The 23,806-nt window shown below is 71.1% G+C and carries 19 protein-coding genes and 1 pseudogene; 13 read left to right on the plus strand and 7 right to left on the minus strand.

Features of this window, described 5'->3' with window-relative positions; all coding sequences use genetic code 11:
• Nucleotides 1-176: 176 nt before the first annotated feature.
• A complete protein-coding gene (locus ACIQ7Q_RS13140; RefSeq protein ID WP_403859702.1) occupies nucleotides 177-1,466 on the plus strand; it encodes a citrate synthase in 1,290 nt (429 codons plus the stop codon).
• Between the two features lie 388 nt (nucleotides 1,467-1,854).
• On the opposite strand, the gene ACIQ7Q_RS13145 is transcribed toward ACIQ7Q_RS13140, so the two are convergent.
• Both ACIQ7Q_RS13145 and ACIQ7Q_RS13150 read right to left on the minus strand, forming a co-directional pair.
• Nucleotides 1,855-4,068, minus strand: a complete 2,214-nt coding sequence (locus ACIQ7Q_RS13145; protein WP_403860535.1) for a heavy metal translocating P-type ATPase — start codon at nucleotides 4,066-4,068, stop codon at nucleotides 1,855-1,857.
• A 151-nt stretch (nucleotides 4,069-4,219) separates the two neighbouring features.
• Nucleotides 4,220-4,543, minus strand: coding sequence for a heavy-metal-associated domain-containing protein (locus ACIQ7Q_RS13150; protein ID WP_403859705.1), 324 nt, complete (start codon nucleotides 4,541-4,543; stop codon nucleotides 4,220-4,222).
• A gap of 312 nt (nucleotides 4,544-4,855) precedes the next feature.
• On the opposite strand from ACIQ7Q_RS13150, the gene ACIQ7Q_RS13155 reads away from it, so the two are divergent.
• On the plus strand, nucleotides 4,856-4,993 hold the full coding sequence (locus ACIQ7Q_RS13155; RefSeq protein ID WP_403859708.1) for a hypothetical protein: 138 nt from the start codon (nucleotides 4,856-4,858) through the stop codon (nucleotides 4,991-4,993).
• Nucleotides 4,994-5,187: 194 nt separating this feature from the next.
• Here the strand turns inward: ACIQ7Q_RS13155 and ACIQ7Q_RS13160 are convergent, their stop codons facing one another.
• Both ACIQ7Q_RS13160 and ACIQ7Q_RS13165 read right to left on the minus strand, forming a co-directional pair.
• Nucleotides 5,188-5,385 carry a helix-turn-helix transcriptional regulator gene (locus ACIQ7Q_RS13160; RefSeq protein ID WP_403859711.1) on the minus strand — a complete coding sequence of 66 codons (198 nt, stop codon included), beginning with the start codon at nucleotides 5,383-5,385 and terminating at the stop codon, nucleotides 5,188-5,190.
• A gap of 213 nt (nucleotides 5,386-5,598) precedes the next feature.
• Nucleotides 5,599-6,510 carry a sugar phosphate isomerase/epimerase family protein gene (locus ACIQ7Q_RS13165; RefSeq protein ID WP_403859714.1) on the minus strand — a complete coding sequence of 304 codons (912 nt, stop codon included), beginning with the start codon at nucleotides 6,508-6,510 and terminating at the stop codon, nucleotides 5,599-5,601.
• 137 nt (nucleotides 6,511-6,647) lie between these two features.
• Between ACIQ7Q_RS13165 and iolC the strand changes: the two genes are divergently transcribed.
• From iolC to mmsA, 5 genes are all read left to right on the plus strand, one after another.
• The gene (iolC, locus tag ACIQ7Q_RS13170; protein ID WP_403859716.1) at nucleotides 6,648-7,769 is read left to right on the plus strand and encodes a 5-dehydro-2-deoxygluconokinase; all 1,122 of its coding nucleotides are present in this window, start codon (nucleotides 6,648-6,650) and stop codon (nucleotides 7,767-7,769) included.
• On the plus strand, nucleotides 7,766-8,650 hold the full coding sequence (locus tag ACIQ7Q_RS13175; protein ID WP_403859719.1) for a deoxyribose-phosphate aldolase: 885 nt from the start codon (nucleotides 7,766-7,768) through the stop codon (nucleotides 8,648-8,650). Before iolC ends, ACIQ7Q_RS13175 begins: the two co-directional genes overlap by 4 nt.
• A gap of 61 nt (nucleotides 8,651-8,711) precedes the next feature.
• Nucleotides 8,712-9,551, plus strand: a complete 840-nt coding sequence (gene iolB, locus ACIQ7Q_RS13180) for a 5-deoxy-glucuronate isomerase (protein WP_403860537.1) — start codon at nucleotides 8,712-8,714, stop codon at nucleotides 9,549-9,551.
• On the plus strand, nucleotides 9,548-11,437 hold the full coding sequence (gene iolD, locus ACIQ7Q_RS13185; RefSeq protein ID WP_403859722.1) for a 3D-(3,5/4)-trihydroxycyclohexane-1,2-dione acylhydrolase (decyclizing): 1,890 nt from the start codon (nucleotides 9,548-9,550) through the stop codon (nucleotides 11,435-11,437). The genes iolB and iolD overlap by 4 nt, the downstream gene beginning before the upstream one ends.
• 14 nt (nucleotides 11,438-11,451) lie before the next feature.
• Complete coding sequence (mmsA, locus tag ACIQ7Q_RS13190) at nucleotides 11,452-12,954, plus strand: CoA-acylating methylmalonate-semialdehyde dehydrogenase (RefSeq protein WP_403859725.1); 1,503 nt, start codon at nucleotides 11,452-11,454, stop codon at nucleotides 12,952-12,954.
• 80 nt (nucleotides 12,955-13,034) lie between these two features.
• Here mmsA and ACIQ7Q_RS13195 read toward each other — a convergent pair whose 3' ends face one another.
• On the minus strand, nucleotides 13,035-14,216 hold the full coding sequence (locus tag ACIQ7Q_RS13195) for a S8 family peptidase (RefSeq protein ID WP_403859728.1): 1,182 nt from the start codon (nucleotides 14,214-14,216) through the stop codon (nucleotides 13,035-13,037).
• A gap of 330 nt (nucleotides 14,217-14,546) precedes the next feature.
• Here ACIQ7Q_RS13195 and ACIQ7Q_RS13200 point away from each other — a divergent pair, with 330 nt between their 5' ends.
• The 6 genes and pseudogenes from ACIQ7Q_RS13200 (at nucleotide 14,547) to ACIQ7Q_RS13225 (ending at nucleotide 21,893) form a co-directional block, all read left to right on the plus strand.
• A complete protein-coding gene (locus tag ACIQ7Q_RS13200) occupies nucleotides 14,547-17,390 on the plus strand; it encodes an alpha/beta fold hydrolase (RefSeq protein ID WP_403859731.1) in 2,844 nt (947 codons plus the stop codon).
• Nucleotides 17,387-18,274, plus strand: coding sequence for an ABC transporter permease (locus ACIQ7Q_RS13205; RefSeq protein WP_403859734.1), 888 nt, complete (start codon nucleotides 17,387-17,389; stop codon nucleotides 18,272-18,274). The genes ACIQ7Q_RS13200 and ACIQ7Q_RS13205 overlap by 4 nt, the downstream gene beginning before the upstream one ends.
• A gap of 134 nt (nucleotides 18,275-18,408) precedes the next feature.
• Nucleotides 18,409-20,061, plus strand: coding sequence for a VWA domain-containing protein (locus ACIQ7Q_RS13210; RefSeq protein ID WP_403859737.1), 1,653 nt, complete (start codon nucleotides 18,409-18,411; stop codon nucleotides 20,059-20,061).
• A gap of 164 nt (nucleotides 20,062-20,225) precedes the next feature.
• The gene (locus tag ACIQ7Q_RS13215) at nucleotides 20,226-20,696 is read left to right on the plus strand and encodes a DUF1772 domain-containing protein (RefSeq protein WP_403859740.1); all 471 of its coding nucleotides are present in this window, start codon (nucleotides 20,226-20,228) and stop codon (nucleotides 20,694-20,696) included.
• 47 nt (nucleotides 20,697-20,743) lie between these two features.
• Nucleotides 20,744-21,218, plus strand: a pseudogene (locus ACIQ7Q_RS13220) (MFS transporter); the annotation flags it as partial.
• Nucleotides 21,219-21,353: 135 nt separating this feature from the next.
• The gene (locus ACIQ7Q_RS13225; RefSeq protein WP_403860540.1) at nucleotides 21,354-21,893 is read left to right on the plus strand and encodes a MarR family winged helix-turn-helix transcriptional regulator; all 540 of its coding nucleotides are present in this window, start codon (nucleotides 21,354-21,356) and stop codon (nucleotides 21,891-21,893) included.
• A 193-nt stretch (nucleotides 21,894-22,086) separates the two neighbouring features.
• Here ACIQ7Q_RS13225 and ACIQ7Q_RS13230 read toward each other — a convergent pair whose 3' ends face one another.
• Together ACIQ7Q_RS13230 and ACIQ7Q_RS13235 are read right to left on the minus strand one after the other, a co-directional pair.
• A complete protein-coding gene (locus ACIQ7Q_RS13230; RefSeq protein ID WP_403859743.1) occupies nucleotides 22,087-22,788 on the minus strand; it encodes a DUF4142 domain-containing protein in 702 nt (233 codons plus the stop codon).
• Nucleotides 22,789-22,997: 209 nt separating this feature from the next.
• Nucleotides 22,998-23,756 carry an ankyrin repeat domain-containing protein gene (locus ACIQ7Q_RS13235; protein ID WP_403859745.1) on the minus strand — a complete coding sequence of 253 codons (759 nt, stop codon included), beginning with the start codon at nucleotides 23,754-23,756 and terminating at the stop codon, nucleotides 22,998-23,000.
• Nucleotides 23,757-23,806: the final 50 nt, after the last annotated feature.

A 23,806-nucleotide genomic window follows, 5' to 3' on the forward strand; every position in this document is an offset into this window, starting at 1 on the left:
CCCCGTCCCGGCTTCCAGAACCAGGGCGAAGGGGGCAAGATGAGCAGGTTGGCGGCACTGAGTGCCGCCGATAGGCCCAATGGTCGACCCCGAGTGCACTCTGCTGAGCCAAATGGGGGATGGTAGAGACAGTCAGGGCACCTCGAAGAAGAGGCACTACGTCGGTGAGGGATGACGTGAGCGACAACTCTGTAGTACTGCGGTACGCGGACGGTGAATACACCTACCCGGTGGTCGAGAGCACCGTCGGCGACAAGGGCTTCGACATCGGGAAGCTCCGAGCCCAGACCGGTCTGGTGACCCTGGACAGTGGATACGGCAACACCGCCGCCTATAAATCCGCGATCACCTATCTCGACGGCGAGCAGGGCATTCTGCGCTACCGCGGCTACCCGATCGAGCAGCTGGCCGAGCGCTCCACCTTCCTCGAGGTGGGATACCTGCTGATCAACGGCGAGCTTCCCACGGTCGACGAGCTGGCGGGCTTCAAGGACGAGATCACCCAGCACACGCTGCTGCACGAGGACGTCAAGCGGTTCTTCGGCGGCTTCCCGCGTGACGCGCACCCGATGGCCATGCTGTCGTCCGTGGTCAGCGCGCTGTCCACGTTCTACCAGGACAGCCACAACCCGTTCGACGAGAAGCAGCGCCACCTCTCCACGGTCCGGCTGCTGGCCAAGCTGCCGACGATCGCGGCGTACGCCTACAAGAAGTCGATCGGTCACCCGTTCGTCTACCCGCGCAACGACCTCGGTTACGTGGAGAACTTCCTGCGCATGACCTTCTCGGTCCCGGCGCAGGAGTACGAGCTCGACCCGGTCGTGGTCTCGGCGCTCGACAAGCTGCTGATCCTGCACGCGGACCACGAGCAGAACTGTTCTACCTCCACCGTGCGCCTGGTCGGTTCCTCGCAGGCGAACATGTTCGCCTCGATCTCCGCCGGCATCAGCGCCCTGTGGGGCCCGCTGCACGGCGGCGCCAACCAGTCGGTCCTGGAGATGCTCGAGGGCATCCAGGCCAACGGCGGCGATGTCGACTCCTTCATCCGCAAGGTGAAGAACAAGGAGGACGGCGTCCGCCTGATGGGCTTCGGTCACCGGGTCTACAAGAGCTTCGACCCGCGCGCGAAGATCATCAAGGCGGCGGCGCACGACGTCCTCTCCGCGCTCGGCAAGTCCGACGAGCTGCTGGACATCGCGCTGAAGCTCGAGGAGCACGCGCTCTCCGACGACTACTTCGTCTCCCGCAACCTCTACCCGAACGTGGACTTCTACACGGGTCTGATCTACCGCGCCATGGGCTTCCCGACCGAGATGTTCACGGTGCTCTTTGCGCTCGGCCGGCTGCCCGGCTGGATCGCCCAGTGGCACGAGATGATCAAGGAGCCCGGTTCCCGCATCGGCCGTCCGCGCCAGATCTACACGGGCGAGGTCCTGCGCGACTTCGTTCCGGTCGAGGCCCGCTGAGCTCTCGCACCGTCCGGGCCGGGGCCGAGTGGCCCCGGGTCCCCGAACAGCGGAAAGCGCCCCGCTGCCGATCCCCCCACGGGTCGGCGGGCGGGGCGCTTCCCATTCCCCGACAGCGGATTCCCCCCACGGGATCCGGCCGGGCGTCTGTAGGGCGCAGAAGCCTTTCACGCGGTGCCGGGGTACGTACGCACGGGAGGGCCGCTCAAAGCTCCCCGGGCACGTGCCCCGGCCAAACGCTTGCCTGGAACGTCCCCCAAGACATCCCATGAACGTCCCCCAAGACGTTCTCGGCATCGACCACTTAGACTCGCGATGAGCCTGAATGGTTACCCCTAAATATCTGTGATCTAGGTCTCGTTGTGAAGGTCCTGTGACCTGTTTGTAGTCACGAGAAGGAGCGCAGCCGCAGGCTGTTGAACACCACAAATACGGACGAAAACGCCATTGCGAAACCGGCGATCATGGGGTTGAGCAGGCCTGATGCCGCCAGAGGCAGTGCGGCGACGTTGTAGCCAAAGGCCCAGTAAAGATTGCCTTTGATCGTGGCCAGTGTCCGCCTTGCGAGACGGATCGCGTCTCCCGCCACCCGCAGATCGCCCCTCACCAGGGTGAGGTCTCCCGCCTCGATCGCCGCGTCCGTGCCCGTCCCCATGGCCAGGCCGAGGTCCGCGGTGGCCAGCGCGGCAGCGTCGTTCACGCCGTCGCCGACCATCGCGACCGTGCGGCCCTCGGCGCGAAGCCGTTCGACGATCTTCACCTTCTCGTGGGGCATGACCTCGGCGTACACCTCGTCCACACCGATCTGCGCGGCGACCGCTTCCGCCACCGCCTTGCTGTCGCCGGACAGCAGCACGGGAGCAAGGCCCAGCGCGCGCAGCTCCCGTACGGCCTGCGCGCTCGTCTCCTTGACCGCGTCGGCGACGGTCAGGACGCCGAGTGCCTTGCCGTCCCGTGCCGCGTACACGGCCGTACAGCCGCTCGCGCGGGCCGCGGTCTCGACGAGTCCGCCGGGCAGCTCGACGCCCGCGCTCTCGAGGAGCCGCGCGCGCCCCACCAGCACCTGCTGGCCCTCGACGACTCCCCGCACGCCGAGGCCGGGCACGTTCACGAAGTCCTCGACGGCGGGCAGCGGGCCTTTCGCGCGGGCCGTCGCGCCGTCGGTGATCGCGCGAGCGACGGGGTGCTCCGAGGCGTGCTCCAGTGCGCCCGCGAAACGCAGCAGTTCCTGCGCGTCAGCGGTTTCGGCGGGGTACACGCCCTGAAGGGTCATTCGGCCCGTGGTGACCGTTCCTGTCTTGTCCAGGACGACGGTGTCCACCCTTCGCGTGGACTCCAGGACCTCCGGCCCCTTGATGAGGATGCCGAGTTGCGCTCCCCGCCCTGTGCCGACCATCAGCGCGGTCGGAGTGGCCAGACCGAGCGCGCAGGGGCAGGCGATGATCAGTACGGCGACGGCGGCGGTGAACGCAGCGGCGGTGTCACCGGTCAGCGCCAGCCACGCGCCCAGCGTCCCCGCGGCGATCAGCAGCACGACGGGCACAAAGACGGCGGAGATCCGGTCGGCCAGACGCTGGACCCGCGCCTTGCCGCTCTGTGCGTCCTCCACCAGCTTCGCCATCCTGGCCAACCGGGTGTCCGCGCCGACCCTGGTGGCCTCGACGACAAGGCGGCCGGCGGTGTTCAGGGTGGCACCGGTGACGGCGTCGCCCGGGGCCACGTCCACCGGAACGGACTCGCCGGTGAGCATCGAGGCGTCGACGGCGGAGGTGCCCTCGACGACGCTGCCGTCGGTGGCGATCTTCTCCCCGGGCCGTACGACGAAGCGGTCGCCGACGGCGAGGCGGTCGACCGGGACGCGCACCTCGGAGCCGCCCCGCAGGACGGCGACGTCCTTCGCGCCCAGGTCCATGAGCGCCCTCAGGGCCGCGCCGGCGCGCCGCTTGGAGCGTGCCTCGAGACGGCGGCCGAGCAGGAGGAACGTGGTCACGCCCGCGGCGACCTCGAGATAGATCGCCGACGAGCCGTCGGTGCGGCTGACGGTGAGGTCGAAGCCGTGGCGCATGTCCGGCATGCCCGCGCTGCCGAAGAACAGCGCCCACAGGGACCAGCCGAAGGCGGCCAGTGTGCCGGTGGAGACCAGCGTGTCCATCGTCGCCGCGCCGTGCCGCAGATTGGTCCAGGCGGCACGGTGGAAGGGCAGGGCGCCCCAGACGACGACGGGGGCGGCGAGTGTCAGCGAGAGCCACTGCCAGTTGTCGAACTGCAGCGGACCGATCATCGACATGAGGACGACCGGGGCCGACAGCAGCGCCGAGACGACGAGCCGCTGCCGCAGGGCACCGCCGTCCGGCTCGGTGTCCGCCGGCGCTTCGTGGACGGCGGCCGGCGTGGGGGCGGGCGGCGCTTTGGGAACGGCGGCCGGCGGTGGCTCCTCGGCCGTGTAGCCGGTCTTCACCACCGTCGCGATCAGGTCGGCGACCTCCGTCCCCGCGGGGTAGGAAATGCGCGCCTTCTCGGTCGCGTAGTTGACCGTGGCGCTGACGCCGTCCATGCGGTTCAGCTTCTTCTCGACGCGGGCGGCGCAGGAAGCGCAGGTCATCCCGCCGATGGTGAGCTCTACCTCGGATGTTTCCACGTTCGGGACTCCACGCAGCTGGGCCGGGCCGTACTCCACCCAGTATCCGGTGGGTGGGGTACGGCCCGGGCCCAGGGGCCCGGGCCTGTGGCTCCGGGCGCGCGGCGCGGGGTGGTCAGGCCGTGCCGACCAGCTCGTAGCCGGCCTCGTCGACGGCCTCGCGTACGGCGGCGTTGTCCAGCGGGCCCTGCGAGACCACGGTGACCCGACCCGTCGCGGCGACGGCCGTCACGGCGGTGACGCCGGGAAGCTCGGAGATCTCGCTGCTCACCGCGCCCTCGCAGTGGCCGCAGGTCATGCCGCTGACCTGGTAGACGGCGGTGACGCCGCCGGCCTGAGCGTCCGACGCCGCGTCGTGGCAGGAGCCGGTGGACGAGCAGCACGAGGCGGTCGCCCCGGTGGCCTCGATCTCGATGCCGGTCTTCGTCTCGGTGGTCATGGCGTTCTCCTCATCGGGGCTTCGACGCGCACGCGGTCGATCGGACATGGTGTGCCAGGGGCAGTGGCGGCTGCCGCGACCTCCTGTTGTGACCTACACTATACCCCTAGGGGGTACCTGCTCCGGCTTTCGCCCCGCCGAGGAGCGGCGAAATATCGGAGCCGCGCGATCGGCATCCTCGTGGGCGAGGATCAGGTCGAGTCCTCCCTTGAAGACGGCGAATGCCATGGTCGAGATGCGGTGGACCTCTGCCGGCGACGTGACCGGCAGGTAGCCGGCGAGCCTCTCCTTGATCCTTTCCAGAAGGCCTGTGTGGAGCGTGTCGAAGCCCTGGGTGTGGCGCCCGGGGATCTCGGGCCGTGCACCAGCACGGCGAAGGCATCGGCGTCGTTCGCGGTGCTGCCCGAAGGAGAGGCCGTCGGGGAGGGCGCCCGCAAGCTCGTCAAATGAACTGCCCGACAGCGCCGCGCCGTTCACCTCGGTGATCGGTCGGGCCGCCGTCCTGGGGACTCCAGGACGGCGGGTGAAGCCGGTGAAGGCGGGCTGGTCCGGACCGGCTGGTGTTGAGGGCGCAACACCTTCCGGAGCGCTGCTCCGCAAGGCGGCCTGAGCCAGGGCCCCCCTCCCATCAGGGAGGGGAGCAGTCAATCCCTACGGCCTCTGTTTCCGGGCCGATTGGCCACCCACACGCGGATCGTGTCCGCGTACCAGAACGGCTTGCCGGCCTCCACATGGTCGGGCGGGGGCAGAAGGCCGTGCTTGCGGTAGGAACGGACGGTGTCCGGCTGGACCCCGATGTGCGCGGCGATGTCCTTGTAGGACCAGAGCCTTCTGTCCGTCATGAGCGTGGCACCTCCCTGCGCGCGCAGCAGAGGCGGTCGGTATGCCGTCGGGGGAGCTGCCGCGCGGACGCTGGCGATCACTGAGCCTGTGCCCGTTGAACGACGCCGGCCGGTGCCAGGGGCACGCCTGTTGATCGCCTGTGACGGAACCCCCGCGTAATGGAGACATGCGTGATGAGAGGGGGACAACGGTGGAGGATGTGCCGCGGAGCGTCAGACGCCGCAGGAGCGCAGGAAGGAACGGGTGCGTTCGGCGATCGGTAGCGGTTTGTCCGCAGAGCAGGGGTACATGTCCTGCTCGACGATGGCGAAGAGATCGACGCCCAGTGACTGGGCGGCGGTGAGTACGGGTTCCAGAGCGGGCACCCCGGCCGGCGGCTCGCACATCACTCCGCGCCCCACTGCCGGTCCGAACGGCATCTCCTCGGCCACTACTTGGGCCAGGATCTCCGGGTCGACCTGCTTGAGGTGGAGGTAGCCGATCCGCTCCCCGTAGGTCTCGATCAGCTTGACGCTGTCGCCGCCGCAGTATGCGTAGTGGCCGGTGTCCAGGCACAAGGACACCAGGTCCCCGTCGGTGGCGTCGAGGAATCGGGTGACGTTCTCCTCGGTGTCGATGTGGGTGTCCGCGTGCGGGTGGACGACGATGTCCAGGCCGTAGCGCTCCCGCACTTCGTGGCCGAGGCGTTCGGTCTGGGCCGTCAGGTCACGCCACTGAGCCGGGGTCAGCGTGTCGCCCTCGAGCACTGCCCCCGTCTTGTCGTCGCGCCAGAAGGAGGGGATCACCACCAGGTGAGAGGCCCCCATCGCCTGCGTGAGCGCGGCGATGTCGGACACATGGGCCCAGGTCTCGTCCCACACCGCCGGCCCGCGGTGGAGGCCCGTGAAGACGGTTCCGGCCGACACCTTGAGGCCGCGCCGCGCGGTCTCCTCCGCCAGCCGGACGGGGTCGGTCGGCAGATAGCCGTACGGGCCGAGCTCGATCCACTCATAACCGGCGTGCGCGACCTCGTCGAGGAAGCGCTGCCAGGGGATCTGACGGGAATCGTCGGGGAACCACACCCCCCAGGAGTCGGGGGCCGAGCCGACCCGGATGCGGTTCAGGGCGGGTACGGATGAGGTCATGCCGGTCAGCTTTCCGGCCGTCCGAGAAAGGTGTCAAGGCTTGGTCCGAATGTAAGGACAAAATGTTGACAGGGTTCGCCGGGGAGGGCTAGACCTGATGTCGGCCGGCACCGGCGGTTCGAACCGAAGGGACGCGCATGCCTCAGCCGTATGACGTGATCACGATGGGGCGGATCGGGGTCGACCTCTATCCGCTGCGTGCCGGGGTTCCGTTGGCGCAGGTAGACACGTTCGGAAAGTTTCTCGGCGGCTCGGCGACGAATGTCGCGGTCGCCGCGGCCAGGCTGGGCCGACGGACCGCGGTGATCACCCGTACCGGGCAGGACGCCTTCGGCGACTATCTCCACCAGGCGTTGGGGGAGTTCGGTGTCGACGACCGGTGGGTCACACCCGTCGCCGCGTATCCGACGCCGGTCACCTTCTGCGAGATCTTCCCCCCGGACGACTTCCCCCTCTACTTCTACCGGCAGCCGAAGGCGCCCGATCTGGAGATCCGCGAAAGCGAACTGGACCTGGCGCATGTCCGCGACGCCCAAGTCTTCTGGACGACCGGCACCGGGCTGTGCGCCGAACCGAGCCGGTCGGCAACCCTCGCGGCGCTGGCGCACCGGGCGGGCGGACCCGGCATCACCGTGTTCGACCTGGACTGGCGGCCGATGTTCTGGTCCGACCCGCAGGAAGCACGGGCGTACTACGCCCAGGCCCTGACCCATGCGACGGTTGCCGTGGGGAACGTGGAGGAGTGCGAGGTCGCCACCGGTGAGCGCGAGCCGCACGCCGCCGCGCGGGCGCTCCTGGCGTCCGGTGTCGAGCTCGCCGTCGTCAAGCAGGGGCCCAAGGGGGTGCTCGCCCTGCACCGTGACGGCACGCAGGTCGAGGTCCCGCCCGTACCGGTCGACGTCCTCAACGGCCTGGGAGCGGGGGACGCGTTCGGCGGCGCCCTGTGTCACGGGCTCCTGGCTGCGTGGGAGTTGGGGCACACGATGCGGTACGCCAACGCGGCGGGCGCGATCGTGGCGTCGCGCCTCGCGTGCTCGACGGCGATGCCGTACGAGGAGGAGGTCGAGGCCGTCCTGGCGGGCGCCCCACCCCCACCGGACCCGAGCGCCCCCGACCGTGCCGCCGTCGCTGACCCCACCCGGGACCGTGCCCGCCCTGAGGTCGGCGGGCGGCCCGGCCCCGTCGAGCGGCCCGAGGCCGGAAGGCGGCCCGGGGTCGGCGGGCGGCCCGGGGTCGGCGGGCGCGGGGAGGGGCCGTGAGCCGGGTCGACATCGGCGAGCTCGTCGGGATCCGTGCGCGGCATCCCGAGGCGGTCGCCGAGGCTGCCGTCCGCAGGCGGCGGCGGCAGGGGCTCGTCGGGGACAGCGGGCGGCTGATGATCATCGCCGCCGACCACCCCGCCCGCGGCGCCTTGGCTGTCGGTGAGCGCCGCCTCGCCATGGCCAACCGCCTCGACCTGCTGGAGCGGCTCTGCCTCGCGCTGTCCCGCCCCGGTGTCGACGGCGTGCTCGCCACCGCCGACATCCTCGACGACCTTCTGCTCCTCGGGGCCCTCGACGACAAGGTCGTCATGGGCTCGATGAACAGGGGAGGCCTCGCGGGCGCCGCGTTCGAGCTCGACGACCGGTTCACCGGTCACCGGGCCCGCGACCTCGACCGGCTGGGCTTCGACGCGGGCAAACTGCTGCTCCGTATCGATTACGACGACCCTGCCTCCCTCGACACCCTCGACGCCGCCGCCCGAGCCGTCGACGAGATGGCCGAGCGTCAGCTTCCCGTCTTCATAGAGCCGTTCATCTGTCACCGGATCGACGGCCGGCTCCGCAACGATCTCAGCGCCGAAGCCGTGACCCGTTCCATCGCCATCGCCTCCGGTCTGGCCGGCACATCGGCGTACACCTGGCTGAAGGTGCCCGTCACCGAGGACGCCGACGACATGGGGGCGGTGCTGGAGACCTCCACTCTCCCCGCGGTGCTGCTCGGCGGCGACATAGGCAAGGACCAGGACGGCGCGTACGAGAAATGGCGCGGAGCGCTGCAACTGCCCACGGTCCAGGGCCTGGTGGTGGGCCGCTCACTGCTCTATCCGGTCGACGGCGACGTGGCGGGCGCGGTCGACACGGCCGTAGGACTGCTGTAGGGGGTACGGACAGGACATGGACGACCAACACATGGACGACCAGCACACGGACGACCAGGACATGGACGACCAGCACGGGGACGACAACAACAAGCTGGGCGGTCTCCACCTCCGCGCGGGCAGCGCGGCCGACGGCCCGTACGCCCTGAGCATCAGCCCCGAGCAGGCCGGCTGGGGCTACTCGGCCCTGCGTGTGCTCGAGCTCGAGCCGGGCGGAGCGCAGCTCCTCACCGCCGGCGACAGCGAGTGGATCGTGTTGCCCCTTACCGGAGGTTGCACCGTTCACACGCAAGGCGAGATCTTTGAACTGCAGGGGCGGGAAAGCGTGTTCGGCGGAGTGAGCGACTTCGCCTACGTACCGCGCGATGCCCATGCCCAGATCGCCTCCGGCGCGGGAGGCCGCTTCGCCCTGGCAGGAGCGAGGTGCGAGCGCCGACTCCCCGCTCGCTACGGCCCCGCGCCGGAGGTACCCGTCGAGGTCCGCGGCAGCGGCAGCCAGGCTCGTGAGGTCCACAACTTCGCCGCCGCGGGCTCCTTCGAATGCGACCGCCTGATCGCCGTCGAGGTGCTCACCCCCGGTGGCAACTGGTCCTCCTACCCCCCGCACAAGCACGACGAGCACCGACCCGGCGAGGAGAGCGAGCTCGAGGAGATCTACTACTTCGAGATCGAGGGCGGCGGCCTCGGCTACCAGCGCATCTCTCCGTCCCGTCCCGGCGGCTCCGACCTCCTCGCCGAGGTCCGCACCGGCGACGCCGTCCTCGTCCCCGACGGCTGGCACGGCCCGTCCATCGCCGAGCCGGGCCACACCATGTACTACCTCAATGTGATGGCGGGTCCCGGCGCCGAGCGCGAGTGGCTCATCCGCTTCCACCCCGACCACACGGAGGGCTACCGGTGAACACCTCACGCGCGGCCACCCGGCGACTCACCACCGCCCAGGCCCTGGTCGCCTTCCTCGCCCGCCAGTACACCGAGCGTGACGGCCGCCGCCACCGGCTGATCGACGCCACCTGGGGCATCTTCGGACACGGCAACGTCGCGGGCGTCGGACAGGCGCTCCTCGAATCGGCCGAGGACATGCCCTACCTCCAGGGCCGCAACGAACAGGCCATGGTCCACGCTGCCGTCGGCCACGCCCGCCAGTCCCGGCGGCTGACCGCCCACGCCGTCACCACGTCCATCGGCCCCGGCGCCACCAACCTCGTCACCGGCGCTGCCCTCGCCACGATCAACCACCTCCCCGTACTGCTGCTCCCTGGCGACATCTTCGCCGGCCGGCCCGCCGACCCCGTCCTCCAGCAGCTCGAGGTGCCCTACGCGGGTGACGTGTCGGTGAACGACTGCCTGCGCCCCGTCTCCCGCTACTTCGACCGGGTCAACCGCCCCGAGGCGCTGATCCCGGCCGCGCTGCAGGCCATGCGAGTTCTGTCCGACCCCGCGCAGACCGGCGCGGTCACGCTCGCGCTGCCGCAGGACGTGCAGGCGGAGGCGTACGACTGGCCGGAGGAGTTCTTCGCCGAGCGGATCTGGCGGGTGGCCCGCCCGCGGCCCGACGCCGAAGCGTCGGCGCAGGCGGCCGAGGCTCTGCGTGCGAGCCGCCGCCCGCTGCTCGTCGCAGGCGGTGGCATCCACCACTCCGAGGCGGAGGAGGCGCTGCGGGCGTTCGCCGACGCGACCGGCATCCCGGTGGCGTCGACCCAGGCCGGGAAGGGCTCGCTGCCGTACGACCACCCGTGCGACGTCGGGGGCATCGGGCACACCGGCACCGCCACGGCCGACGACCTCGCCGGCACCGCGGACCTGGTGGTCGGTGTCGGCACCCGCTGGTCCGACTTCACCACCGCCTCGTCGACCCTTTTCCGGTCCGAGTCGGTCCGCTTCGTCAACATCAACGTCACGTCGTTCGACGCCCACAAGATGGCCGGTCTCGCGATCGTCGCCGATGCCCGTGCCGCGCTCGAAGAGCTGACGGCCGCCCTCACCGGGCACCGCGTCGACGCGGCGTACACAGCCGAGTACAGGACGGCCAAGGCGGCCTGGGAGGAGCGGGTGACCGGTGCGTTCAGAGCGCCGGATCCCGACGCGCGCCCCACCCAGGCGCAGGTCCTCGGCGCCCTCGACGCCCTGGTGACCGGCGACGACATCGTCATCAACGCCGCCGGGTCGCTCCCCGGCGACCTGCACAAACTGTGGCGCGCCCGTTCCGCCGACCAGTACCACGTGGAGTACGGCTACTCCTGCATGGGCTACGAGATCCCGGCCGCGATCGGCGTCGCGATGGCGGCCCCCGGCCGCCCGGTGTGGGCGCTCGTCGGCGACGGCACGTACCTGATGAACCCCACCGAGATCGTCACCGCCGTCCAGGAGGGCGTCCCGATCCGGATGGTGATCCTGCAGAACCACGGGTACGCCTCCATCGGCGGCCTGTCCGAGTCGGTGGGCTCGGAGCGCTACGGCACCGCGTACCGGCACAGGGCAGCGGACCGTACCTTCACGGGAGCCCCGCTGCCCGTCGATCTCGCGGCCAACGCCGAGTCCCTCGGGATGCGGGTGATCCGCGCCCACAGCGTGCGTGACCTGCGCCGAGCTCTGGCCGAGGCGCGCGCGGCCGACGTGCCCACATGTGTCTACGTCGAGACCGAAACGCCAGACACTGTGTCGGGCCCGCCGGCGGCGCAGGCGTGGTGGGATGTTCCAGTGGCCGAGACCGCGACTCGCCCGTCGGCGGTCAAGGCCCGGGAGGAGTACGACCGGCAGGCCGCCGCCCGACGCCGCCATCTCTGAAGGAGCATTTCGTCATGACGAAGACCGTCAACCACTGGATCGGTGGCAAGACCGTCGAGGGTGCGTCGGGCAACTGGGGCCCGGTCACGGACCCGGCGACGGGAGCCGTCACCACGCGTGTCGCCCTGGCCTCTGTCGAGGAGGTCGACGCGGCCGTGGCCGCGGCGCGGGAGGCGTACGCGACGTGGGGCACCTCGTCCCTGGCGCAGCGCACCGCGGTCCTCTTCCGCTACCGCGCCCTGCTGGACGCCCGCCGTGACGACATCGCGGCCCTGATCACCGCCGAGCACGGCAAGGTGCACTCCGACGCGCTCGGCGAGGTCGCCCGCGGTCTGGAGATCGTCGAACTCGCCTGCGGCATCACCACTCAGCTCAAGGGCGAGCTGTCGACCCAGGTCTCCAACCGGGTCGACGTCGCCGCGATCCGCCAGCCGCTGGGCGTGGTGGCCGGCATCACGCCGTTCAACTTCCCGGCGATGGTGCCGATGTGGATGTTCCCGCTGGCCGTCGCCTGCGGAAACACCTTCATCCTCAAGCCGAGCGAGAAGGACCCGTCTGCCGCGAACCTCCTGGCGGAGCTGGCCTCCGAGGCCGGTCTGCCCGACGGTGTGCTGAACGTCGTGCACGGCGACAAGGTGGCCGTCGACGCGCTGCTCGAGCACCCGGACGTCACGGCCGTCTCCTTTGTCGGCTCGACCCCGATCGCCCGCTACATCCACACGACCGCCTCCGCCAACGGCAAGCGCGTCCAGGCGCTCGGCGGCGCGAAGAACCACATGCTGGTCCTGCCCGACGCCGACCTCGACGCGGCCGCCGACGCGGCGGTCTCCGCGGCGTACGGCTCGGCCGGTGAGCGCTGCATGGCGATCTCCGCGGTCGTCGCGGTCGGCGCGATCGGCGACGAGCTGGTGGACAAGATCCGCGAGCGTGCGGAGAAGATCAAGATCGGCCCGGGCGACGACCCGACGTCCGAGATGGGTCCGCTGATCACCGCCGCCCACCGCGACAAGGTCGCCTCCTACGTCACGGGCGCGGCCGCCCAGGGTGCGGAGGTCGTCCTCGACGGCACCGGGTACACGGTCGACGGCTTCGAGGACGGCCACTGGATCGGCCTCTCGCTCCTCGACAAGGTCTCGACCGACTCCGACGCCTACCGCGACGAGATCTTCGGCCCGGTGCTGTGCGTGCTGCGCGCGGAGACGTACGAGGACGGCGTGGCGCTGATCAACGAGTCGCCGTTCGGCAACGGAACGGCGATCTTCACCCGCGACGGCGGCGCGGCCCGCCGCTTCCAGCTGGAGATCGAGGCCGGCATGGTCGGTGTGAACGTGCCGATCCCGGTGCCGGTGGGCTACCACTCCTTCGGTGGCTGGAAGGACTCGCTCTTCGGCGACCATCACATCTACGGCAACGACGGCGTGCACTTCTACACCCGCGGCAAGGTCGTCACCACCCGCTGGCCCGACCCGGCGGACGCCCCCGCCGGAGTGGACCTGGGCTTCCCCCGCAACCACTGACGCATCGCACGCCGCAGCGGCCCGCACGGGAACTCCGTGCGGGCCGCTGCGGCGTTCAGCGCCGGGCGTGTGCCGAGGCGTCAGAACAGGGAGTGCAGCAGCTTGTTCGGGGAGCCGTAGCGCGGGTCCACGACCTTGCCGCTGGTGGCGTTGTTCACCACGGCGTCACGCACCTGGGCCGGGGTGGCCGTGGGGTGGTCGGCCAGGTAGAGCGCCGCGACGCCGGCCGTGTGCGGGGTCGCCATGGACGTCCCCGAGATGGTGCTGGTGGCGGTGTCGCTGTCCTTCCAGGCCGACGTGATGTCCACGCCGGGCGCGAACAGGTCCAGGCAGGTCCCGAAGTTGGAGAACGACGCCCGGCGGTCGGAGCTGTCCGTCGCGCCGACCGTGATCGCTTCGGGGACGCGGGCGGGGGAGTAGTTGCACGCGTTCGCGGGCAGTCCGAGGATCGGCAGCCCGTTGCCCGCCGCGATGGCGTAGCTGACACCCGACGCGACGGACTTCTTCACCGCGTTGTCGAGGGACGTGTTGGCCGAGCCGCCGAGGCTCATGTTGGCGACGGCCGGCTTCTTGGCGTTGACGGTCACCCAGTCGACGCCCGCGATGACTCCGGCGGTCGTGCCGGAGCCCTCGCAGTCCAGGACACGTACGGCGACGAGGTTGACCCCCTTGGCGACGCCGTAGTTCTTGCCGCCGACCGTGCCGGCGACATGGGTGCCGTGGCCCTGGCAGTCCTGACCGTTCCGGCCGTCGCCCACCGTGTCCGTGCCGACGCTCGCGCGCCCGCCGAACTCGCTGTGCGAGGTGCGGATCCCGGTGTCGATGACGTACGCGTTCACGTTCGAGGCGGACGTGTTGTAGGTGTACGTCTTCGACAGCGGCAGGTTGCGCTGGTCGATCCGGTCGATGCCCCAGGTGGCGTTGGACTGGGTGTCGTTCAGCCGGACCGTGGCGTTCTGCTCGACGTACGCGACCCGCGGGTCGGCCGCGAGCGCCTTGGCCTTCGCAGCCGACATCGAGGCGGAGAAGCCCGTGAGGACACTGCGGTAGGTGTGCTTCGGTGCGACACCGAGATCGGCGGCGCGGGTCGTGCCGTCCTTGAGGACGACGATCCAGCTGTTGGGGACGGCAGTTGCAGTGGGAGCGAGACGAAGATCGCCGAGGGTCGCGCTGTGCGCGGTGGGGGATACGGCGAACTGGAGACCGGTCGCGGCGGCGACTGCTGATATCAGCGCGCCGGCGCGACGGGCAGTGGCTCTCATCTCGTGCACCTGACCTTTCATTGACCGGTTACGGACGAGTACGGGCCCGCATGGTGCCAGGATGTGAGGTTGCGAGAACCAGTGTCCCGTTGTGTGACGTACGCCACAGTAGAGCGACTGGCCGGTAAATGCCATGTCGCACAAGCTATTTGACGGGGCGTCAGTAAGTGTGGATCTTGTGTTCCACTCGCGTGCGTCCGGAATGTCCGGACCTGCGGCGCGTACCGCGGCTGGTGTACGGCGCCCTTGCCGCGTACTCCTCAAGGAGGCTCATCGGTTCCGCCTTGCGGCAGCCGAGACTGAGGGGCTCATCCGTTTAGGGTTTCAACCATGCAGATCCGAATTCCCAGGCCGCGGAGCCGATGGCTCGCCGGCGTCGCGGCCTTCGCCGTCCTTGCCGGCGCCGGCACGTGGACCGCCGTCGCCGACGACGCCGCACCCTCCGTGCACCGCGAGGACCGGGTGCAGAACATGCCCGGGGCCAAGATCGACACCTCCTACTTCACCAGCGGCGGCGAAGGGCGCAGGCCCGCCGTCCTGATCGGGCACGGCTTCGGCGGCAGCAAGAACGACGTCCGCGCGCAGGCCGAGCAGCTGGCCCGCGAGGGTTACGCCGTGCTGACCTGGTCCGCCCGCGGCTTCGGCCGGTCCACCGGGCAGATCGGGCTCAACGACCCCGACCACGAGGTCAAGGACGTCTCCCGGCTGATCGACTGGCTGGCGAAGCAGCCGGACGTCCAGCTGGACGCGGACGGTGATCCACGCGTCGGCATGACCGGTTCGTCGTACGGCGGAGCGATCTCCCTGCTGGGCGCGGCGTACGACCAGCGGGTCGATGCGATCGCGCCGCAGATCACCTACTGGAACCTCGCCGACGCCCTCTTCCCCCACGGCGTCTTCAAGAAGCTGTGGGCCGGAATCTTCTTCTCGACCGGTTCGGCGGCCTCCCTGGGCACGGCCCCGGGTGGTCAGCAGCCTCCCGGCGCCCCCGCGGAGGAGCCCCCCGCGGGCGAGGCTCCAGCCGGTCAGGACCGGGCCGCCGCAGACGCCGGTGCCGGCTCCGACACCGGTGCCGGCTCCGACGCCGGTGCGGGCTCCGACGCCGCTGTCCGGCCCGCTTCCCGCGCCGCCGCCGACGAGCCGGCGCCCGCGAACCCCACTGGCTGCGGCCCGTTCCAGCCGACGCTGTGTGCCATGTACGAGCGTGTCGCCGTGGCCGGAAAGCCCGACGCCGAGGCGCGCGAGCTCCTCGAGAGCCGCAGCCCCTCCGCGGTCGGCGACCGCATCAAGGCGCCCGCGATCATCGTGCAGGGCCAGTCCGACTCGCTCTTCCCCCTTTCGCACGCGGACGCCATGGCGAAGGCGATCAGCGCCAACGGGGCACCCGTCGCGGTCGACTGGATCGTCGGCGGCCACGACGGAGGCGACCGGGAGAGCGGCCGCGTCGAGGGCCGCATCGGCGACTGGTTCGACCGCTATCTGAAGCAGGACAAGAACGCGGACACCGGCCCCGCCTTCCGCGTCAGCCGCACCGGTGGCGTCGACTCCACCGACGGCCAGGCGCTGCTGCGCGGCGCGACCGGCGGCAGCTACCCCGGCCTCACCGACGGCACCCGGCAGATCGCGCTGGCGGGCCGCGAACAGCGCTTCGTCAACCCGGCGGGCGCCACCCCGCCCGCCATCTCGGCCGTCCCCGGCCTCGGCGGCGGCACGGGCGCGCTCTCCTCGCTCGGTGTCGGCCTGTCCCTCGACTTCCCCGGACAGTTCGCGAGCTTCCAGTCCAAGCCGCTCGGCACGTCCACCCGCATCACCGGCTCGCCCACCGTCAAGGTGAAGGTCGCCTCGGACACCGGCGGCGCCGTCCTCTTCGGCAAGGTGTACGACGTCGGGCCCGACGGCAGGCAGCAGGTGCTGCCCTCCCAGCTCGTCGCCCCCGTCCGGATCGAGGACGCGAAGGCCGGCAAGGAGGTCGAGCTGACCCTGCCCGCCGTGGACCACGAGGTCGACGCCGGGCACCGGCTGCGCCTCGTCCTGTCCGCCACCGACCTCGGCTACGCCTCGCCCGCCGAGCCCGCCACCTACACCGTCGCCCTCGCGGGACAGCTCTCGGTGCCCACCGCACCCGCGGTGCGGACACAGGCGGCCGGCCTGCCCTGGTGGGTGTGGGCACTGCCCGCCGCCGGCGTCCTCGTCGCCGGCGTGCTGCTGCTCACCGCCCGCCGCCGCACGATCGCACCGGCCCCCGACCCCGAGCGCGCCGACGTGCCGCTGGAGATCACCGGCCTGACCAAGCGGTACGCCGGGTCCGCCGACCGGTACGCCGTGCGGGACCTCTCCTTCCGTGTCGAGAAGGGCCAGGTGCTCGGCCTTCTCGGCCCCAACGGCGCCGGCAAGACGACCACCCTTCGCATGCTGATGGGCCTGATCCGCCCCGACGAGGGCGAGATCCGGGTCTTCGGCCATGCGATCCGGCCCGGCGCGCCCGTGCTCTCCCGGGTCGGCGCGTTCGTCGAGGGTGCGGGCTTCCTGCCGCACCTGTCCGGTCGGGACAACCTGGAGCTGTACTGGAAGGCCACCGGTCGCCCGGCGGCCGACGCGCACATCGAGGAGGCGCTGGAGATCGCCGGCCTCGGCGACGCGCTGGCTCGCGCGGTGCGCACGTACTCGCAGGGCATGCGGCAGCGGCTCGCCATCGCCCAGGCGATGCTCGGCATGCCGGACCTGCTGATCCTCGACGAGCCGACCAACGGCCTCGACCCGCCGCAGATCCGCGAGATGCGGGACGTGATGATCCGTTACGCCGCCGGCGGCCGGACCGTCATCGTCTCCAGCCACCTGCTGTCGGAGGTCGAGCAGACCTGCACGCACCTGGTGGTGATGGACCGCGGCCGGCTCGTGCAGGCCGGGCCGGTCGCCGAGATCACCGGCGAGAGCGACACCCTGCTCGTCACCGTCGACGGCGAGGTGCCGGAGCCCGTGGTCGAGAAGCTCGCCGCGCTGCCGGGGATCGGTTCCGCGGCCCGCACGGACGAGGGCCTGCTCGTACGGCTCGACGGCGTCACCGCCACCGAGATGATCACCGAACTGGTGCGTCTGGACGTGCCCTTGACGGGCGTCGGCCCGCACCGCCGCCTGGAGGACGCGTTCCTCACCCTGATCGGAGGCTCCGCATGAGCGCGCCCGTCGAGACCCGACCGCCGAGGCCCGTGCTCGTCGAGTCCGCCCCCGGCTATCGGGCCCGGCACACGCTGCCGCTCCGGGTGGAGGCCGTGCGGCAGCTGAAGCGCCGCCGGACGCTGGTGATGGCCGGAGTGCTGGCCGCGCTGCCGCTCATCCTGATCGCCGCCTTCGCGATCGGGGGCACCCCCGACGGCCGGGACAACGGCCGGATCACGCTGATGGACACCGCCACGGCCTCCGGCGCCAACTTCGCGGCCACCTGCCTGTTCGTGTCGGCAGGCTTCCTGCTGGTGGTGCCGGTCGCCCTGTTCCACGGCGACACGGTCGCCTCCGAGGCCAACTGGTCGTCCCTGCGCTATCTGCTCGCCGCGCCCGTCCCGCGCACCAGGCTGCTGTGGTCCAAGCTGGCCGTGGCCCTCGGATTCAGTGCGGCGGCGATGCTGCTGCTGCCGCTGGTCGGACTGGTCTCGGGCACGATCGCGTACGGCTGGGGACCGCTGCAGCTGCCGACCGGCGGGTCGCTGGCCGCCGGCGACACGCTGGCGCGGATCGGCCTGGTCGTCGCGTTCGTGTTCGTCTCCCAACTGGTGACGGCCGGGCTGGCGTTCTGGCTGTCGACCAAGACGGACGCGCCGCTGGGCGCGGTCGGCGGCGCGGTTGGGCTGACGATCATCGGCAACGTGCTGGACGCGGTCACGGCCCTGGGCGGCTGGCGCGAAGCACTGCCCGCGCACTGGCAGTTCGCCTGGATCGACGCACTCCAGCCGCAGCTGGAGTGGAGCGGGATGCTCAAGGGGGCGGCCGTTTCGGTCACTTACGGGCTGGTGCTCTTCGCACTCGCCTTCCGGAACTTCTCCCGCAAGGACATCGTCTCCTAGTCCATTCGGTGCGGATCGGGGCGTAACGGATGTGCCGTTGCCGCATTGAGACGCTTCCGCAACTCCTCCGTCTGCTCCTTCCGACCGCCTCGGACGTCACATTCACAAGTAATGACGACGCAAGGGGGAGTCCGATGGGGAGTTCGACGAAGCTCCGCACAGGGATGGGGCACCGGGCCGGCCGGGGGATCGTCGCCGCGGCTCTGGCCGGTGGCATGCTGCTGATGGCGGGCTGCTCCGCCGCCGGCGACACAAGCACGACCGACTACGACGGCGGGCGGAAGGCGGCCGACGGCGCGCCCGCACCCATCGCACCGGACGGGGGCAAGGGCGCGCCGAGCAGCGGGGCCGACAGCGCCGAGCGGGAGGCGCAGGACGCCGCGCCGCCCGCCGACTACCTGTCCACGTTCGCCCTGGACGTGGACACCGCCTCCTACGACTACACCCGCCGCCTGCTCAAGGAGGGCGGGACGCCCGAGCGGCACCAGGTGAGGCCGGAGGAGTTCATCAACAGCTTCCGCCAGGACTACCCGAAGCCCGAGGGCAACGGCTTCTCGGTGACGATCGACGGGGCGCGGCCGGGCGGCGGTGCCGGCGGCAGCGGCGACGGAGAGATCAAGGCGCCGGAAGGCGGCGCCGCGGGACCGGGAGGCGACACCAAGGGGTTCGAGGGCGACAACTGGTCCCTCGTCCGCGTCGGGCTCTCCACCCGCTCCTTCGACCGCGACGGCGAACGGCCGCCCGCCGCTCTGACCTTCGTGATCGACATCTCCGGCTCCATGGCCGAGCCCGGCCGGCTCGACCTCGTCAAGCACTCGCTCGGCACCCTCACCGACCAGCTGCGCGACGACGACTCGATCGCCGTGGTCACCTTCAGCGGTGAGGCGGAGACCCGGCTCCCGATGACCCGGCTCGACGGCAACCGCGACCGTGTCCACGACGTCATCGACGGCCTGGAGCCCACCGACTCCACCAACGTGGAGGCGGGCGTCACCGCCGGCTACGACGAGGCCGTCGAGGGCCGCAGGAAGGGAGCCACCAACCGCGTGGTGCTGCTGTCCGACGCCCTCGCCAACACCGGGGAGACCGAGGCCGAGGCGATCCTCGAGCGGATCGACGGCGCACGTCGCGAGCACGGCATCACCCTCTTCGGCGTCGGGGTCGGCAGCGACTACGGCGACGACCTGATGGAACGCCTCGCCGACAAGGGCGACGGCCACACGACCTATGTGTCCACCAAGGAAGAGGCACGCAAAGTCTTCGTCGACCAACTGCCCCGCCATGTGGAGCTGCGCGCGCGGGACGCCAAGGCGCAGGTCGCGTTCGACCCGAAGACCGTCAAGCAGTTCAAGCTCATCGGCTACGAGAACCGCGAGGTCGCCGACGAGGACTTCCGCAACGACCGGGTCGACGGCGGCGAGGTCGGCCCCGGCCACACCGTCACCGCCCTCTATGCCGTACGGCTGAGGAACGGCGCCGACGGCCATGTCGCGACGGCGACCGTCCGCTGGCTCGACCCCAAGAGCCGGGCGCCGCACGAGGAGAGCGGCTCCGTGGAGACCGACGCGATCGACGGAGCCCTGTGGGGCGCGTCGTCCCCGCGGCTCCAGATCACCGTTGTCGCCGCCTACTTGGCCGAGTCGCTGCGCGGCGGATCCATGCCGGGCGCTCCCGGGCTCGGCACACTTCAGGACCGGGCACGGAAGCTCGCGGAGTCGACGGAGGACCGCGCCGTCCGCGAACTGGCCGACGCGATCGGGCAGGCGAACCGGCGCGCGCGGGACTGAGCCCTCCTGGCACACCCCACTCAAAGGACGCCGGAGAGCGGGTCGCGGCCGGGAAGAGGGCGGTTCGAGGGTGGTTCGAGGACGGCCGGCAACCGGCCTCGAACCGCCGCACGCCGACCGAAAACACGGCGCGCCGCACCTCCCGTCACGCCATCATGAACGGCATGGCCACCCTTCTGCTCGCCCTCGCCGTCGTGTCCACCGGTCTGTTCGCGGGTTTCTTCGTGATCTTCCAGACCGGCATCATGCCCGCGCTCGCGCGCCTGTCCGACGAACAGTTCGTGCCCGCCATGGCCCGTATCAACGAGAAGGTGCCGCGCGGCACCTTCATGCTGGCCTTCCTGGGAAGCGTCGGCTTTCCCATCGCCGCGCTCTTCGTCCCGGTCGACGGCCGCACGGAGACCGACCGCTGGCTGGTCATCGCCGCACTGGTCTGCGCGATCGTCGGCCATCTCATCACCAGCGCCGGCAACGTCCCGCTGAACAACGCCCTCGCCTCGGCGGAGAGTTCCGGCCGCGCCCCCGCCCGGGAGACCCGTGCCGCGTTCGAGGGCAAGTGGAACGCCTTCCACCTGTTCCGCACGCTGTTCGCCCTCGCAGCCTTCGTCCTGCTCGTCTGCGCCGCGACCCCGTGAGGTGACGGGCCCGCCACGTGACGGGCCGTGAGGTGGCGGGGCGTGATGTGACCAGGCGGACAGCGCACTCCTCCACGTCCGTCCTTCTCGACACCGCGTTCCTGCGGCTGTGGTCGGATGCCGGCGCGTCGGGCTCGCCACCTGGGCCCTGCCGTTCGTCCTCGGTCTCGCCGTGCTCGACCGTTCGCTCACCCCGAGCGCGCTCGGGCTGCTGCTCGCAGCCCGCACCGCCGGGTTCCTCACCGCCGTCGCGGTGGGCGGAGTGCTCGCCGACCGGCACTCGCGGCGGGCCGTCGTCCTGTGGCCGGGCCTGGCCGCGGCGGCAGCGGCACCGCTGCTCGCGGCCGGGCTCGGCCGTTTCATGCGCTGATGTGCGCAGCCGCTGTCATGTCAGGAGCCGGCCAGGGCGCCTGCCGTCCGGCGTTCCAGGCGCTGACCGCCGAGGTCGTCGACTCCGGCCGGAGCAACTGCGCCGCCCCGAGCGGCGCTCGTCGTGTCGTGGAGCCTGCGCCTGGGCCGGCTCGCCGCGGCCGGGGTCCTTGTCGCTCTGATGGCGGGAGGGACTCACCCACCGGCGGTAGTCGGCATCGGTGCCCTCGACTTTGTCGATGGGGCGGCGCTGCACGGGACGGGAGCGCCGCACGGTACAAAGAAGCAATGACCGAACCAGCGCACTCCTCGTACTCCGCACGGGGGATGGACGACGTCGACGCCGTGACCCGCGCGGTGCTGACCGCCTCCAGACTGCTCGTCGCCCTTTCGGCGCGGTCCCTCGCGGCCGTGGAGGACAGGGTGACGCTGCCCCAGTTCCGGCTGCTTGTCGTGCTGTCGCTGGAGGGGCCTGCGAAGCTGGTGGCGCTCGCCGACCGGCTCGGTGTGAACCCGTCCACGGCCATGCGCATGCTGGACCGGCTGATCGCGGCCGGGCTGGCGGACCGGCAGGTAAACCCGGGCAATCGTCGGGAGACGGTGCTGCAGTTGACGACCGAGGGGCGGCGCATCGTCGAGGACGTCACCGCCCAGCGCCGCAAGGAGATCGCCGTCATCGTCGAACGGCTCGACCCGGAACAGCGGGCCGCGCTCGTCGGCGCGCTCGCCGCCTTCACCGAAGCCGGAGGCGAGCCCGCGGTTCCCGACGCGGACGGCGAGCTGTACCCGCTCGGCTGGTCGGACCTGGGCCCGCGGCCCACGCGCTGACGCGGGGCCCGCGGGGCCGGTGGGGAGGACCCGGTCGACGTGGTCGGCGTGCGGTGGTCGAGCTGCGTCACCGTGCCAGTGCCGCTCCCGGGCAGAGGCCGGCCGGAAGCCGGGTCCTCCACCACGGGAAGCATTGCACAGTGCAAGGGATTTCGGCTCCCCTTGACGGAAGTGAACTTCCCGGAGCAACTCACTACTTCGGGGAAACCGCCGCCTCGACCTCCGCGAGGGTCGCGGCGTCCACGAGTCCCGTGTCCTCGAGGACCTCCATGTGGTCCAGCACGGTCTGGTTCGCCTGCCGCGCGTGACGCCGGATCAGGTCGTTCTGAGTGGAGGCACGGACCTCGGCGATCGTGGCGAAGATCTTCCCGTGGGAGGAGCGCAGCAGGTTCGCGAAGAGCCGGTCGAACTCGGCGCCCTGGGCGTTCTCCAACTGCGCCACGAAGCCCTGTTGCTCCTCGGTGGCATCGTTGGGAAGCTCCACGCCCAGAATCTTGGCGTCCTCACGCACAAGCTGGTCGAGCTTGCTGTGACCGTCGAGAAGATGCAGCCCGGCACGCTTCACGGCCTCGCTGGAGGCGTGCGTCTGGGCCAGCCGCCCGGCGGGAATCTCCCACAACCCTGCCTGCCGCACCTTCACAAGGAACGTCCGGTCCACCTCGGTCACCGTCTGAGGCCCCTGGGCCTCGGCGGCAGTCGCACCGGAGTAGTCGGTTCCGGCATGCCCGGCACCGTGCTGGGCGGAGCCGTCCGCGGCGGTGGTCCCGGCGGTGGCCTCTCCGCCGCCCGTCTGCAGCGAGACGATGACCACAGCGATCGCGGCGATCGCGGCGGTGACGACCGCGACGACCTTCATCGGTATCCCGGAGCGTGCTGCGCGTCGGTTCGAATGCATGGATGCCTCCCGGCTCGGCATGGAGAAAAGAGTTGGTGATGGGACTCGGGGAGCTGCTGTGGCGGCTGGCACGGCACGCAGCGTCAAGTACGGACACGAGCGCCGGAGTGTTCAACTCGTGCCGCGCGATCCGCTGCTCCCCCTCGCGGGGGAGCCCGTCCGCCCGGGGCGGGCACGGTGGCGCGGTCGCCGGGGAGCGACGGACGGCGTCAGGGCGAGCCGGGGAGCTCCGCGCGTCCTCTCGCCCCCTGCTCGGTCAGCCACGCCACGACGTCTCCCGCCCACCCGTCCTCCTGCGCGCGGGCGATGTCGAGGGGCGTCATGCCGGCATGGCCGACCCAGTCGATGTCCGCGCCGCACTCCAGCAGGTACCGCGCGGTGGCCGGCCTGCCCCCGTGGCACGCGCCCCAGAAGGCACTGGTGATCTCGTCGGGCGTCGGCGGTGCGTCGGCGGTGACGAGGGCCTCGACACGGTCGAGCAGCCCGAGGGTGGCGGCGTCCTGGAGGGTCGTGTGCGCGCCCAGTTCCACGAGGCGCCGGGCGGCGTCCCACTGTCCGAACCCGCGGGCGTCGGCGAGCGGCGTGCCGCCCCCGATGACCGCCCCCTTCGCCTCGATGTCCGCCCCGCCGGCGACGAGCGCGTCCAGGACGGGAACGTCGTTGCTGCTGGCCGCCCAGTGCAGCGGTGTCTCCGCGTGCGCGCCGCTGAACCGGGCGTCGGGATCGGCCCCGGCGGCGATCAGGACGGCGACGACCTGCGGACCTCCGGGGAAATGCCCCGGCCAGTCGGTGGCGATGTGCAGCAGGCTGCGGCCGCCCGGACCGCAGCCTTCCCTCGACTCGGTGACCCGGGCGCGGGCGAGCTGCGGATTCTCGCCGAGCAGCCGGGTGAGGGCGGCCAGATCGCCGGCCCGGATGGCCTCGGCGGTGGCGACGGCGAGCGGGTCCTGTGAGTCGAGGTTCAGCATGACAACAGAGTCGCCGATGAACGGCCCCCACCGCCTCCGCACCCCGAACT

Origin of the sequence: Streptomyces sp. NPDC096176 (assembly GCF_044763255.1) — a bacterium.
In the GTDB taxonomy this organism is placed as follows: Bacteria; Actinomycetota; Actinomycetes; order Streptomycetales; family Streptomycetaceae; genus Streptomyces.